The 13,248-nt window shown below is 69.5% G+C and carries 13 protein-coding genes; 4 read left to right on the top strand and 9 right to left on the bottom strand.

The window, feature by feature from the left end:
* Positions 1–235: 235 nt before the first annotated feature.
* Complete coding sequence (locus ACZ6DT_RS37325; protein WP_465604042.1) at positions 236–1,309, top strand: GDSL-type esterase/lipase family protein; 1,074 nt, start codon at positions 236–238, stop codon at positions 1,307–1,309.
* A 71-nt stretch (positions 1,310–1,380) separates the two neighbouring features.
* On the opposite strand, the gene ACZ6DT_RS37320 is transcribed toward ACZ6DT_RS37325, so the two are convergent.
* From ACZ6DT_RS37320 to ACZ6DT_RS37305, 4 genes are read right to left on the bottom strand one after another with little or no spacing between them, the layout of a single operon-like run.
* The gene (locus tag ACZ6DT_RS37320; RefSeq protein WP_005150941.1) at positions 1,381–1,680 is read right to left on the bottom strand and encodes a hypothetical protein; all 300 of its coding nucleotides are present in this window, start codon (positions 1,678–1,680) and stop codon (positions 1,381–1,383) included.
* The gene (locus ACZ6DT_RS37315; RefSeq protein WP_007035425.1) at positions 1,667–1,894 is read right to left on the bottom strand and encodes a hypothetical protein; all 228 of its coding nucleotides are present in this window, start codon (positions 1,892–1,894) and stop codon (positions 1,667–1,669) included. Before ACZ6DT_RS37315 ends, ACZ6DT_RS37320 begins: the two co-directional genes overlap by 14 nt.
* 46 nt (positions 1,895–1,940) lie before the next feature.
* Complete coding sequence (locus ACZ6DT_RS37310; protein WP_125787729.1) at positions 1,941–2,393, bottom strand: Lrp/AsnC family transcriptional regulator; 453 nt, start codon at positions 2,391–2,393, stop codon at positions 1,941–1,943.
* Positions 2,390–3,532, bottom strand: a complete 1,143-nt coding sequence (locus tag ACZ6DT_RS37305) for a M24 family metallopeptidase (RefSeq protein ID WP_465604041.1) — start codon at positions 3,530–3,532, stop codon at positions 2,390–2,392. The genes ACZ6DT_RS37310 and ACZ6DT_RS37305 overlap by 4 nt, the downstream gene beginning before the upstream one ends.
* Before the next feature lie 149 nt (positions 3,533–3,681).
* On the opposite strand from ACZ6DT_RS37305, the gene ACZ6DT_RS37300 reads away from it, so the two are divergent.
* From ACZ6DT_RS37300 to ACZ6DT_RS37290, 3 genes are all read left to right on the top strand, one after another.
* Positions 3,682–4,218: an NADPH-dependent FMN reductase gene (locus ACZ6DT_RS37300; protein WP_465604039.1), complete on the top strand. Its 537-nt coding sequence runs from the start codon at positions 3,682–3,684 to the stop codon at positions 4,216–4,218.
* Positions 4,219–4,294: 76 nt separating this feature from the next.
* Entirely contained in the window at positions 4,295–5,239 is a 945-nt protein-coding gene (locus ACZ6DT_RS37295) for a 5'-3' exonuclease (RefSeq protein ID WP_465604037.1), read from the top strand.
* Positions 5,236–6,204 carry a pirin family protein gene (locus ACZ6DT_RS37290; protein ID WP_465604035.1) on the top strand — a complete coding sequence of 323 codons (969 nt, stop codon included), beginning with the start codon at positions 5,236–5,238 and terminating at the stop codon, positions 6,202–6,204. Before ACZ6DT_RS37295 ends, ACZ6DT_RS37290 begins: the two co-directional genes overlap by 4 nt.
* Here the strand turns inward: ACZ6DT_RS37290 and ACZ6DT_RS37285 are convergent.
* From ACZ6DT_RS37285 to ACZ6DT_RS37265, 5 genes are all read right to left on the bottom strand, one after another.
* Entirely contained in the window at positions 6,201–7,421 is a 1,221-nt protein-coding gene (locus ACZ6DT_RS37285) for a GNAT family N-acetyltransferase (RefSeq protein ID WP_465604033.1), read from the bottom strand. The two genes, ACZ6DT_RS37290 and ACZ6DT_RS37285, sit on opposite strands and share 4 nt — an antisense overlap.
* A 44-nt stretch (positions 7,422–7,465) precedes the next feature.
* Positions 7,466–7,864, bottom strand: a complete 399-nt coding sequence (locus ACZ6DT_RS37280) for a DUF4333 domain-containing protein (protein ID WP_465604031.1) — start codon at positions 7,862–7,864, stop codon at positions 7,466–7,468.
* A 34-nt stretch (positions 7,865–7,898) separates the two neighbouring features.
* Entirely contained in the window at positions 7,899–9,098 is a 1,200-nt protein-coding gene (locus ACZ6DT_RS37275; RefSeq protein WP_465604029.1) for a GNAT family N-acetyltransferase, read from the bottom strand.
* Between the two features lie 41 nt (positions 9,099–9,139).
* Positions 9,140–9,925 carry a DUF4333 domain-containing protein gene (locus tag ACZ6DT_RS37270; RefSeq protein ID WP_465604027.1) on the bottom strand — a complete coding sequence of 262 codons (786 nt, stop codon included), beginning with the start codon at positions 9,923–9,925 and terminating at the stop codon, positions 9,140–9,142.
* A gap of 516 nt (positions 9,926–10,441) precedes the next feature.
* Complete coding sequence (locus ACZ6DT_RS37265; protein ID WP_465604025.1) at positions 10,442–13,219, bottom strand: DEAD/DEAH box helicase; 2,778 nt, start codon at positions 13,217–13,219, stop codon at positions 10,442–10,444.
* Positions 13,220–13,248 lie beyond the last annotated feature (29 nt).

Below are 13,248 nucleotides of genomic sequence, written 5' to 3'. Positions count from 1 at the left end.
GGGCGCTGCGGCGGTTGCACAAGGCGGCCTGGGAAGGCTGACGCTCTCTCTGGCGGGTGTGGACGAAATCCGGCCCAAGTCCGTGAAGGCCTCCTTGAGGGACCCAGAGTCCCTCAAGGAGGCCTTCACGGACCACCACCTACGCGCTCGGTACCGGCGCTGATGGCCCGACATCGCCAGCGTCACACCGCCAGGATCACTCTGTCGGGCCAGGTGTCCGTAGAATCCGGTGACGATGCGACGTTTCCGGTGGTGGTGGGGTGCTCTCGCGCTCACGTTCGTGGTGGTTCTCGTCGGGTTCATTGCCTTTACCGGGTCGGAAAGCCGCCCAGGGCAGCCGTCCCCGCGCCAAGGCCCACCGGGAACGGGGCCGCTGACGGTCGTCTCCATCGGCGACAGCACCGTTTCCGGTGAGGGCGCGGGCGACTACACGCCCACGACCAACGGGCAGGGCGGCAACTGGTGCCACCGCTCCCCCAACGCCTTCGTCGAGCAGATCAAGATCCCCGATGCCACCGCGCGGGTGAACCTCGCGTGTTCGGGGGCGCCCTCGGAGCAGATCGCCCTCGGCGAGACAAAGCAGTGGACCGAGCCGTCACAGGCGCAGCAGCTGGCGAACTTGATCAAGGACCACCGGGTCGCCGCGGTGGTGATCGCGATCGGCGCGAACGACGAGCCGAAGTTCTCCGCTCAGGTCAACGAATGCTTCAAGGCCTGGTTCTCCCCGCAGAGTCCGCCGTGCAGCGCGGCTCTTCGCACCACCTGGAAGTCCAAAGTGGACGCCATGGTGCCGAAGGTGACCAACGCCGTCGCCGACGTCAAGAAGGTGCTGGCACAGGCCGGTTACGTCCCGGCGGACTACCAGCTCGTGCTGATGTCGTACGCCTCGCCCGTCGGCCCCCAGATCCCGGAGGCGCTGCGCAGCCTCAACGGCTGCCCGTTCCGCACGGAGGATCTGGAGTGGATGCGCCGCGACGGCGTCCCCACGCTGTCGGATGGGCTCAAGCAGGCGTCGAGGGCGACCAGTGCGCGGTTCCTCGACCTCTCACGGGCCGGCGCCGGCCATGAGGCGTGCAGCAGCGACCCGGCGAACGAGTGGTTCAGCAGGCTGACCCTGCAGCTGCGTGACCTCGGGCAGGTGGACCGTGCGAGCCACGCGTTGCAGGAGTCGTTCCATCCCAACGCGAACGGGCACGCGCAGGTCGCGAACTGCCTCAACGAGTTCCTCGCCGCCCGCGGCGGCAACGCGTCGTGCCTCGCGGGCCCCGACGGAAAACTGCACGCCGCACCCGAGGTGATCGCCCGTTAGTCGCGTGCTCGAAGACGGGACACGCGTGATCAGACGCGGGACACGCGTGATCGGAAACGTGACACGTGTGGCTAGAGGTCGAGAGCGGCGCGCAGCGCGATGTCGATGCGCTCCTGGACCTCTTGGTCGATTTCCGCGATCTTCTCGTCGAACCACGGCCGGTACAGGCGCGTGAGGTTCAGCGTGGAAACCCAATAACGCGCGTCGACGGCGACACCGAGGATGTCCTGCGGGTCGCGATCCAGCAGTTCGGTGCCGAGCAGCCACGGCCGCTCGGATTCGTTCACCCCGTCCGAGGACAGCAGTACGACGGTGCGCTGCCGTGCCGGTTCGGTCGGGGGGTGGTACGTCCAGACTTCACCCCTGTGCACGCAGATCCTTCTCCGCGGCTGTCAGCTCGGCCTCGTCCGATTCGGCGGACGGTTCGACCGGGGCGCGCTGCGGGGTGTATCCGGTGCGGACGGCTTCCCTGCGGGCCGCCTTGGACAACCACGACGAGACCGAGATCCCGTGTGCTTTGGCGGCCCGCTCGGCGAACTCGAGCGCACCACTGTCGAGTGAGAGAGTGACCTTACGTGTTGCCATACCTTTTATCGTACCAGCGTCGCGCAAGCCCACCCGTTCCCCGGTCTCACAGGGTGGGCGATCGGCCCTCGAACGGCGTCGACAGCACCACCGTGGTCCGCGTCGAGACCTTGGCGGACTCGCGGATACGGCGAAGCAGATCCTCCAGGCCGAGCGGCGACGCCACCCGGACCAGGAGGATGTACGACTCGTCCCCGGCGACCGAGTAGCAGGACTCGATCTCCTTGATGTGCTCGAGACGCTGCGGATAGTCGTCCGGGGCGGCCGGATCGTTCGGCGTCAGTGAGATCAGCGCCGTGAGCGGAAGGCCGATCTGCTCGCCGTCGAGCCGCGCGGTGTACCCGAGGATGACCCCGCGCTGCTCCAGGCGCCGCACCCGCTGGTGCACCGCCGACACCGAGAGCCCGACCCGCTCGGCCAGGTCGGTGAAACTGCGCCGTCCGTCCGCGGCCAGCTCCTGGACGATGGCCTGGTCCAGCGGCTCCAGCCCACCGGTCATGCGTCGAGCACGATCAAGTCGTGCGGACGCTGGTTGACCGGCTCGACACCGTCTTCGGTGACCACGACGATGTCCTCGATGCGGGCACCCCAGCGGCCGGGCCGGTAGATGCCGGGCTCGACGCTGAAGGCCATGCCCGGCTCGAGCGGCAGCGCGTTGCCCTTGATGATGTAGGGCTCCTCGTGCACGTCGAGGCCGATGCCGTGGCCGGTGCGGTGGATGAAGAACTCGCCGTAACCGGCCTCGGCGATGATGTCGCGCGCGGCGGCGTCGATCGACTCGGCGGTGACCCCGGGACGGACGGCGTCGACGGCGGCCTGCTGCGCCCGTCGCAGGACCGCGTACGTCTCGGCGACGTCGGCGTCGCGCGGCTCGCCGACCGCGTACGTACGCGTGGAGTCGGAGTTGTAGCCCTCGGCTATCGGGCCGCCGATGTCGACCACGACGACGTCGCCGCGCTCGATGACCCGTTCGGAGACGTCGTGGTGCGGGCTGGCGCCGTTGGGGCCCGAGCCGACGATCACGAAGTCGGCGTGCGTGTGGCCCTCTTCGACGATCGCGGCGGTGATGTCCGCGCCGACCTCGGCCTCGGTGCGGCCGGGGCGCAGCCATTCATGGACGCGGGCGTGCACGCGGTCGATCGCCGCGCCCGCGTCGCGCAGCGCCTGGATCTCGGCGGCGTCCTTGCGCATCCGCAGTTCGCGCACGATCGGCCCGGCCAGCGTCTGCTCGGCGTCGCCGAGCGCGCCGCGGAAGGCGAGTACGTGCAGCGCCGGGGTGAAGTCGCTGACCGCCACACGGCCGGGCTTGCCCAGCCGGTCGGCGACCAGTTCGTAGGCGTTGTCGCCGTCGACCCAGGTGACGATTTCGATGCCGAGTTCGTCGGCGGGGACGTCGGCGTAACCGGGGGCCTCCAGTTTCGGCAGCACCAGGGCCGGGACACCGTCGACCGGGATCACCAGCGTGGTCAGCCGCTCGAAGGAGCCCCCGGCCTGGCCGATGAGGTAGCGCAGGTCCGAGCCGGGTGCGATCAGCAGGGCGTCGGTGTCCGCGGCGGCCGCTGCGGCGCGGGCCCGGTCGAGGCGGGCGCGGAGGCCGGCGGCGTCGGGGGCTGGGTTGTGAAGGGAACGGCGCGACATGAGGCCGAGCCTAGTCGGTCCGCGCCCCTTGGCTCACCGGCCGGTCGCCCCCGATCGGGGCCGGATCGCCGCCCTCCGCGTTCAGTCGGCTCACTGGCGGGATCCTGGAGTTTGACTTCAAGTTAAGTACAGGTCTTACGGTCTTGGGCATGACAACGAACTCGCCCTACCAACTCGCCGTCGTGATCAGCAGCGTCCGCGAGGGCCGCTTCGCCCCCGTCGTCGCGAACTGGTTCCTCGACCGCGCCAAACAGCGCGACGACGTCACCCTGACCGTCATCGACCTGGCCGAAGCCCCCGGCGGTCTCTCCCCCGGTGTCGCCGCCGCGGACGCCGTCGTCGTGATAGTCCCCGAGTACAACCACAGCTACCCCGGCCCGCTCAAGACCGCGCTCGACGCCACCGGCCCCGAATGGCACGGGAAACCCGTCGCCTTCGTTTCCTACGGCGGCATCTCGGGCGGCTTGCGCGCGGTGGAACACCTGCGCCCGGTCTTCGCCGAACTCCACGCCGCGACGATCCGCGAGACCGTGAGCTTCCCTTACGCCTGGAACCACTTCGGCCCGGACGGTGAGCACGACGATTTCGAAGGCGCCTCCGTCGCGGCCACCACGCTGCTGAATCAGCTGAACTGGTGGGCCAACGCCCTCCGCGACGCACGCCAGGTGCGGCCCTACGCGGCCTGACCGGTATCCGTGGAGGACTCGGCTGGGGGTCGGGTCCTTCACGGACATCCGGGCCGCGACATGGCAGGCTGTCCGCGTGACCGGACCACTCGCTCTCCTCGATTCCGCGAGCCTCTACTTCCGCTCGTTCTACGCACTGCCCGACTCGATGACCGCCCCGGACGGGACGCCGGTCAACGCCGTGCGCGGGTTCACCGACACCGTCGCGCGGATCCTCGTCGACCGGCGGCCCGCCCGGCTCGTGGCGTGCCTGGACGCGGACTGGCGACCGAAGTTCCGCACCGATCTGCTGCCCAGTTACAAGGCGCACCGGGTGGCCGAAGAGATCCCGGAGGGCAGCGACGTCGAAGAGGTGCCGGACACGCTCACGCCGCAGGTCCCGATCATCCTGGAACTGCTGGAGGCCTTCGGCATCGCGACGGCCGAGGCGGCCGGATACGAGGCCGACGACGTCATCGGCGCGCTCGCGATCCGCGAGCGGAAGTCCCCCGTCGAGGTCATCACCGGGGACCGAGACCTGTTCCAGCTGGTCCGGCACGAACCGACGTCCACGGTGGTCATCTACGTCGGCAAGGGCTGGAACAAGGCCGAGATCCTCGGCCCGGACGAACTCGCCGAAAAGTACGGGATCCCGGCCGCGAACGCCGGCCCCGGATACGCCGACATGGCCGCGCTGCGCGGAGACCCGTCGGACGGGCTGCCGGGGGTCGCCGGGATCGGCGAGAAGACGGCGGCGAAGCTGATCACTCAGTTCGGTTCGCTTCAGGAGCTGATCGAGGCGTCCAACGCCGGTGATTCGCGGGTGCCGCTCAAGACCCGGCTGCGGCTGAGCGACGCCGCCGACTACCTCGCGGTCGCGCCGACCGTCGTCCGGGTCGCGGCCGACGCGCCGGTCGAGCAGTCCCGCTCGGACACCGTCCCGTCCGAACCCGCCGACCCGGACAAGGTCGCGGAGCTGGCCGAGCGCTGGAATCTCGGCCGTTCGGTGGAGCGGTTGCTGGCCGCGCTCCCCAAGTCATGAGCAACACCGAACCCGACCCGGCCGAGCTGCTGTGCCGGGACAGACCGGGCGACGGGGTCACCGTGCTGGCCCCGCGCGACGTCCCGCTCGGCGGTCCGCGCGCGATCCGGGTCCGCCGGACGCTTCCGCAACGGCAACGATCGCTGATCGGCGCATGGTGTTTCGCCGACCATTACGGTCCGCAGGACGTGTCGGACGCCGGTGGGATGGACGTCGCGCCGCATCCGCACACCGGATTGCAGACCGCGAGCTGGCTGTTCAGTGGCGAGATCGAGCATCGCGACAGCATCGGCACGCGTGCCGTGGTCCGGCCCGGCGAGCTCAACCTCATGACCGCCGGACACGGCATCGCGCACTCCGAAATATCCACTCCGGACACCGCGACGCTGCACGGCGTCCAGCTCTGGATCGCGCTGCCGGACGAACATCGCGACACCGCACGGGACTTCCGGCACTACGCGCCACCGGCGCTCCGGCTGCCCGGGGCCACCGCACGCGTCTTTCTCGGCAGCCTCGCCGGAACCACGTCACCGGTCCCGGCGTTCACTCCCCTGCTGGGCGCCGAACTCATCATTGAGCCCGGAGCGACCCTGACCCTCGACGTCGACCCTGCCTTCGAACACGGCGTCCTGCAGGACATCGGCTCCGTCACCGTCGCCGGAATCGCACTGGGCACCGGAGAACTCGCCTACCTCGCGCCCGGCGCCGGACGGCTGGAGTTGACGAACTCCGGCACTGAACCGGCCCGGGTTCTCCTGCTCGGCGGGACCCCGTTCACCGAGGAACTCGTCATGTGGTGGAACTTCGTGGGCCGCGGCCACGAGGAGATCGCCGAATACCGCGAGGCGTGGCAGGCGCAGGCGGACCGGTTCGGCCGGGTGGACGGCTACCAGGGCACGACGGCATGGCTGCCCGCACCCGCGCTGCCGCAGGTGCGGATCAAACCTCGTCGCAATCCGGCCTAGAAGAACGTCCCGCACCACGGCGACCGTGCGGTGTGGAACAGGGAGTCGGCCCGGTCGACCGCCGCCTCGTCCAGCACCTCGACCCGGCCCGACAAGGCCGAAGCACCGAAGAGACCGTGGCCGAGGTACAGCGACGACAAAGTGGCGACGTCCAGCCGCAGATCGGCGTCGGCGGTCGTCCGCTCGGCGCCGTCCGGGCCGACGACGTAACGGCCGTTGTTGTCCGGAAGCTGCTTGTCGAGCACTTCGAGCACCACGGGTTCGGCTGTGCCGTACGTGCGGGCCCGCAGCGCGGCGGAGACGTCGATGAGCCGTAGCCACAGGTCGTCGATGATCTCGGTGGTGTTCACCGCGCGCGGATCGGTGAGCAGTTCGGCGATCGGCTCGTCCAGCGGGCGGCCCCGTCCGGTGACGGCCGAGACCAGGTCGATCGACAGCAGGAACCGCCACAGTCCCGCCCAAGCCCGCGGGGTGGCGGCATGGAGTTCCCGGATCTCCAGGATCGCTCCACGTTCCGGCGTCTGCCGATCGCGCGCGTCGATGGTCTGGTAGACGACGAAACCGTCATCCCCGTCCGGTCCACTGTGGACGGCGACGCGATAGCCGTCGTTCCCGGTGACCAACCGGTCGAAGAAGCCCGGCCACCAGTGCGCCGGCCGGGCGACGAACCCCGGCCGCTTCCCTTCGAAGCTGTTGTACAGCGCGGGAACGCGCTCCACGGCCTCGGCAGGGGTGACGAACCTGACCACCCCTTCCCGCCCCACGCCGTCACGGAGCCTGGCGCGGGGACGTTCGACGGAAACGCCTTTGCCGAAAGTGGCCGCGCCGTACCCGAAGCGGCCGTAGATCACGGCTTCCGACGCGTGCAGCGCGGCCAGCGGGATGCCGCGCGCCGCGAAGTCCTCCAGCTGGACGGCCATCATCGAGGTGAGAATCCCGCGGCGGGTCCAGTCGGCGCGGACACCGATCCCGTCGACAGCAGCCGTGCCGAGCTTCTGTCCACCGGGGACGGTGAGCTCGACGTCGAAGGAACTGGCGATCCCCACTGGGGTGCCGCGGTCGTCGAACGCGGCGAATTTCCCGGCGGCGGGCCATGATGGAGCCATCTTCGCCCAGACCTCGTCCGAGGCGGGCTTGCCGTGCAAGGACTCCGTCAGGACTTCGAGGCAGGCTCGTTGTTCTCCTTCGGCCACCGCGCGCACAAGGAATTCGCTCATAACGGGAGATCCTGCCGTCCGGTCCCGGTGAACCCAACCGGTTTTCAGGCGGGCGCGCCGACTTCGTAGCGGCCGTCGTCACCGGTGACGGTGATCGTGACCGTCTTGCCCTCGCCGCCGATCTGGACCGTGCAGGTGAACGTGCTTCCGTCCTTGACCGTCTGGTTCGACGGGCACAGCACGTCGCCGACCTCGCGCACCTGATAGGTCTCGGTCAGGATCCTCCGCACGTCCGCCTGCATGGTCCTCGGGTCGAAGACCCTGCCCGGAACGGTGGAGGACGAACCGCCCGAGGTGCCGGACGCGTTCGAAGAGGCACTCGTCGTCGGCGGGACCGTGACGGTCTTCGTCGCCGGCGCGGGCGCCGGGGTGTCCGAACACGCCGCCAGCACGACGAGAGCGGCGCAACACAGACCGACCGTCGCGAGGGCTCGCGTGCTCAAGCTTCTCCATCCCCACCGGTGTGCTCATCCAACGTCAGAAGAAGGTACCGCACCAGGGGTCGACTCGCGTGCCGAACAGCAGGTCCGCCCGTTCCAGCGCGGTCTCGCCGGTGGCGCGGACGCGTCCGGCGGCGGCGAGGTCCGACGGGCGCCAGCCGCCGAGGTACACCATCGACAGGGTGTCGGCGTGCAGTTCGAGATCCGCCGGGCCGGTGGTGCGGGCGGCGCCTTCCTCGGAAAGGCGGTAGCGGCCGGAGTTGTGCTCCAGGAACGGATCGGTGACGTCGATGACGACCGGTTCGCCCCGATATGTGCGGGCGTCGAGCATCGCGGCGACGTCCACCAGCCGGAGCCAGCCCTCGTCCTGCACCTTCTGTATGGTCGCGTGCCGCGGGTCCGTGAACAGCAACTCGACCGGTTCGTCGAGCGGCCGTTTCTCGGCGGTGATGCGGTCGACCAGGTCCACGGACAGCAGGTGGCGCCACAATCCGGCGAACGCTTCGGGATTCGCGTAGTGGAAGGACTGGATCTTCATCACCGCCGGTGCGCCGAAGTGCTCCCTCTCGACGGTGTAGGTGACGTAGCCGTCTGTCCCATCCGGGCCTCGGTGCACGGCGGTCGCGATCGGAGTGGTCGTCCGGCGCGCCTCCCGGACGTAACCCGGCCACAGATACGGGCTCCGCGCGATCATGCCGGGCCGGGTGCGCGGGAGGCCATCGAAGAGCGACGGCCATTGCTCGATCGTGCTTTCCAAACCCAGCAAGGAGATCTGCCCGCCCGCCGGTATCTCGGGCCGGAACCGGGCACGGTGCCTGTCGATCTCGATCGTCTTGCCCCTGGCCGCGATGCCGTAGCCGAACCGTCCGTAGATCGCGCCTTCGGAGGCGTGCAGCATCGCCGCGGGGAAGCCGCGGGCGGCGAAATCCTCGAACTGGGCACGCATCAACGCCGTCAGCACACCACGGCGGACGCGGTCCGCGCGGACACCGACGAGGCTGACCGCGGCGAGCGGCGTGGTGCCGCCGCCGGGCAGCGTCACTTCCGAGTCGAAGGACCGGACGGTGCCGATCAGCTCCGGATCGAACGCGCCCAACCCGCGGTCCGGCTGCATCGAAGGGGTGATGGCCGACCATTCCTCGTCGGTCATCTCCTTGACGTGCAAGGCACGCCTGAACAGATCGGCCGCGGCACGGTCCTCGTCGGACCGCAACGGCCGCACTGAAAAGTCGCTCATGATCCGATCATGCAGGATCGACCGCGCCCGGCGCCCGTCGTTTATTTGGTGACGGCGGGCGGCGAGACCTCGTAGTTGCCGGTGTCACCCTTCACGGTGATCGGCACCTCCTGCGGCTTACCCTCGATCGTGGCGGTGCAGGTGAACTTCACCCCGTCCTTGACCTCCTGGCCGGCGGGGCAGGTGACCGCGCTGATCTCCTTGATCCCGTAGGTCTCGGTGAGCAGCTTCTGCACGTCGGTCTGCATCTGTGTGTTGTTGAAGACCTGGGTGTTGAACCAGCCGGGAGTGACGAACCCGAGGATGCCGACCGCCGCGATGATCACCACGAGCGCGCCGATCCCGATGAACAGGCCCTTCTTGGACTTCGGCTTGTCCTGCGCCTCGCCCTGGGTGCCCTGGAACTGGCTCTGGCCGTAGTCGTACTGGCCGGGCTGCTGCCCGTACTGCGGCTGCTGCTGCGGGCCGCTCTGGGGGTAGCCCGGCTGCTGCTGGGGCCCGCTCTGCGGATAACCCGGTTGCTGACCGTATTGCTGCTGCTGACCCCACTGAGGCTGCTGTTGCTGCGTCTGGGAAGGGTCGTAACCCGGCTGCTGCTGCGGATATCCGGGTTGCTGCTGGGCCGGGTCGTAGGGAGCGGGCTGCTGACCCCAATGCGGCTGTTGCTGCTGGGTCTGCGACGGGTCTTGCTGCGGCTGCTGGCCCCACTGCGGTTGCTGCTGCGGGCCGCTCGGCGGTTGAGCGCCGCCCGGCTGTTGCCCGTAGCCCGGCTGCTGCCCCCACTGGGGCTGCTGCTGCGGGTCGTTGCCGCCATACGGCGTGCTCATCGTTTCGCCTCCGCCTGTTCCGCCATCGTCACCGGCCGAATTACCGACCGTCGTGGGCGATCCAACCACAGGTTGGCACCCCTGCCCACTGTTCGCGGGTGGTGTCGGGACAACTGGCCGCGACCGTGCTCACACCGGCGGCGCGTCCACTCCGCCGGTCGGCCCAACGCCTGGTGAGTGGTGAGGACGGTTCTTTTGCGAGGTGAGTCAAGTCCGGGGTGTTGCGAAAGCGTCTTTCGCAACGTCGGTGGAGGCGGGAGGGCGCAGCCCAAGATGTTTCGTGAGTGGCTTGGGTTCTACAGGCGTAGTACGAATCTCCGTGCCGGGAAGGGCCTCCTTCACACCTTCCCAGTACGTGAAGGACCCCTTCATGTACCTAGGCGCAAGGAAGGGGGCCTTCACGTACTTCAGCAGGCAAAACGTGCCCCGCAGCGTGCCCGTGAGCCACCTGGCGAACATGACTCCTGTGACCAGTGGGTGGCATGAGGCCCAGCACCGGCGATCTCACGAGGCCGGTCACGCGCCGCCGGCCGCCACGACTCCGCGCCGCAGAGCCTTCACCGCGTCCGAAGCGGCCGCCCCGATGGGGTCCGCCTTCCCGAGGACGTCGCGGATCTGGTCCAGCAGGTCGATGACCTGCCGCGACCAGCGCACGAAGTCGCCGGCGGACAGCTCCTGCCCGTTCGCTTCGGCGGCGGTGAGGACCTTCTCCAGCGACTCGCCGCGGGCCCACCGGTAGATGGGCCAGGCGAAACCGGCGTCGGGCTCGCGGGTGCGGTCCAGCTTGTGGCGCCGCTCGTCCTCGGTGAGCTCCATCCACAGGCGCGTGGTCGCCTGCCAGGCGTCGAGCACCTTGCCCGCGGGCAGGCGAGGCTCCCCCGCGGTGTCCCGGCGCGCCTCGAAGACCAGCGTCGAGACGACGGCGGCGAGTTCGGGCGGAGTGAGGCCCTTCCAGACGTCGTGCCGAATGCATTCGGCGGCGAGCAGGTCGGACTCGCTGTAGAGGCGGGTGAGCCGTTTGCCGTGTTCGGTGACGCGGTTCTCGCCGTTGCCCTTCGACTCGGGGCCGAGGTAGCCGCGTTCGCCGAGCAGCCGCAGGATGCGGTCGAAAGCACGCGCGAGCGAATGCGTGGTCGCGGCGACCTTGCGTTCCAGTTGCTCGGTCTCGGCGGTGAGACGCTGGTACCGCTCGACCCAGCGCAGGTTCGCCTCGCGTTCGGCCAGGCCGTGGCAAGGATGGGCGCGCAGCGCACGCCGCAGCGCGGCCAGCTCACCGTCCTCGTTGGCTCCGGCGCGGCGCTTTTGCCTGCCGGGCAAGGAGATCCCCGCGTTACGCAGACTCGACGCGATGTCACGACGGGTCTGCGGTGAACGCAGCTCGATGTGCTTCGGCAGCTTGATGTTCCCCAGCGCCTCCACCGGCGACGGGAAGTCGGAGACCGAGAGCGGCCCGGACCAGCGGTCCTCGGTGACCACCACGGGCCGCGGTTCGCGGATCGGGTCGAGCCCCGGGTCGACGACGACCGCGAGCCCCGCGCGGCGCCCGGCGGGCACGGCGATGACGTCGCCCTTGCGGAGCTTCTCCAGCGACTCGGCGGTGCCGGCCCGGCGAGCGGAGGTGTTCTGCCGCGAGAGTGCCTTCTCCCGGGCGGAGATCTTCGCGCGCAGATCGACGTACTCCAGCATCTGGTCGAAATCGCCGGTGATGGCGGCGGTGTAGCCCCGCAGGGCCTCCTTGTTCCGCTCGATCCGCCGTGCCGTCCCGACCACCGACCGGTCGGCCTGGAACTGTGCGAACGACTGTTCCAGCAGGTCACGGGCCTCTTCGGCGCCGACCTGGGCGACCAGGTTCACCGCCATGTTGTAGCCGGGCCGGAAGGACGACCGCAGCGGGTACGTTCTGGTCGAGGCCAGCCCGCCGACCTGCTTCGGGTCGATCCCCGGCTGCCAGGCGACGACGGCGTGCCCTTCGACGTCGATGCCGCGCCGCCCCGCTCGCCCGGTGAGCTGCGTGTACTCCCCCGGCGTCAGGTCGACGTGCGCCTCGCCGTTGTACTTCACGAGCCGTTCCAGCACCACGGTGCGCGCGGGCATGTTGATGCCGAGCGCCAGCGTCTCGGTGGCGAAGACGACCTTCACGAGGCCCTGGACGAACAGCTCCTCGACGGTCTCCTTGAACGCCGGGAGCAGCCCGGCGTGGTGCCCGGCGATACCGCGTTCGAGCGCCTCACGCCATTCCCAGAAGCCGAGGACGCCGAGGTCGCCTTCGGGGAGGTCCTTGGTGCGCTGGGCGACGATGCGGCGGACCTTCTCGACCTCTTCGGGACCGTTGAGCCGCAGGCCGGACCGGACGCACTGGCCGACGGCGGCGTCGCAGCCGGCGCGGGAGAAGATGAACACGATGGCGGGCAGCAGCCCGGCGTTGTCCAGGCGCTCGACCGTCTCGGTGCGCGACGGCGGCCGGTACCTCGGCATCCTCGACGGCGCGCCTCGCCGCCCTCTCGGCCCGCGCAACCCGGCCGGGGCGAACCGTCCGCCGATCTCCTCGGTGCGGCGAAGCAGGCTGGGGTTGATCCGCAGTTCGGCGCCCGGCGCGTTTTCCTCCTGGCCGGCGAACAGATCCAGCAGCCGGTTGCCGACCAGCATGTGCTGCCACAGCGGTACGGGACGGTGCTCGTCGACGACGACGGTCGTGTCCCCGCGGACCTCGACGAGCCATTCGCCGAACTCCTCGGCGTTGCTCACCGTGGCCGACAGGCCGACGACGCGGACGTGCTCGGGCAGGTGGAGGATGACCTCTTCCCAGACGGCGCCGCGGAACCGGTCGGCGAGGTAGTGGACCTCGTCCATCACCACGTACGCGAGCTCGCCGATGGTCGAAGACCCGGCGTAGAGCATGTTGCGCAGGACTTCGGTGGTCATGACCACGACCTGCGCGTTGCCGTTGATCGAGGTGTCCCCGGTCAGCAGGCCGACGGCGTCGGCGCCGTACCGGCCGACGAGGTCGGCGTACTTCTGGTTCGACAACGCCTTGATGGGCGTCGTGTAGAAGCATTTGCGGCCCTCGGCGAGGGCGAGGTGCACCGCGAACTCGCCGACCACGGTCTTCCCGGCGCCGGTGGGCGCGCAGACGAGCACGCCGTGACCGTCTTCGAGCGCCTCGCAGCCGCGGACCTGGAAATCGTCGAATTCGAACGACGATTCCGCCGCGAAGCGGGTCAGCTGGGGGTACCGGCCGCGGCGCTGGGAGGCGGCGTATGCCTCGGCCGGGGTCTGAGGAGGGCTATTGACCACTTCGTCAGGGTTCCATACCCCACCGACAG

The organism is Amycolatopsis sp. NPDC041971, from assembly GCF_055588925.1.
The sequence above is the reverse complement of the archived record's forward strand: the minus strand, read 5'-3'. Positions and strand labels throughout refer to the sequence as shown.

Coding starts and splice junctions, on each gene's coding strand:
- ACZ6DT_RS37270 (WP_465604027.1), bottom strand. CDS start 9,925: ATGAGCACGCCGTATGGCGGCAACGACCCGCAGCAGCAGCCCCAGTGG.
- ACZ6DT_RS37310 (WP_125787729.1), bottom strand. CDS start 2,393: ATGACCGGTGGGCTGGAGCCGCTGGACCAGGCCATCGTCCAGGAGCTG.
- ACZ6DT_RS37305 (WP_465604041.1), bottom strand. CDS start 3,532: ATGTCGCGCCGTTCCCTTCACAACCCAGCCCCCGACGCCGCCGGCCTC.
- ACZ6DT_RS37300 (WP_465604039.1), top strand. CDS start 3,682: ATGACAACGAACTCGCCCTACCAACTCGCCGTCGTGATCAGCAGCGTC.
- ACZ6DT_RS37325 (WP_465604042.1), top strand. CDS start 236: ATGCGACGTTTCCGGTGGTGGTGGGGTGCTCTCGCGCTCACGTTCGTG.
- ACZ6DT_RS37275 (WP_465604029.1), bottom strand. CDS start 9,098: ATGAGCGACTTTTCAGTGCGGCCGTTGCGGTCCGACGAGGACCGTGCC.
- ACZ6DT_RS37290 (WP_465604035.1), top strand. CDS start 5,236: ATGAGCAACACCGAACCCGACCCGGCCGAGCTGCTGTGCCGGGACAGA.
- ACZ6DT_RS37285 (WP_465604033.1), bottom strand. CDS start 7,421: ATGAGCGAATTCCTTGTGCGCGCGGTGGCCGAAGGAGAACAACGAGCC.
- ACZ6DT_RS37315 (WP_007035425.1), bottom strand. CDS start 1,894: ATGGCAACACGTAAGGTCACTCTCTCACTCGACAGTGGTGCGCTCGAG.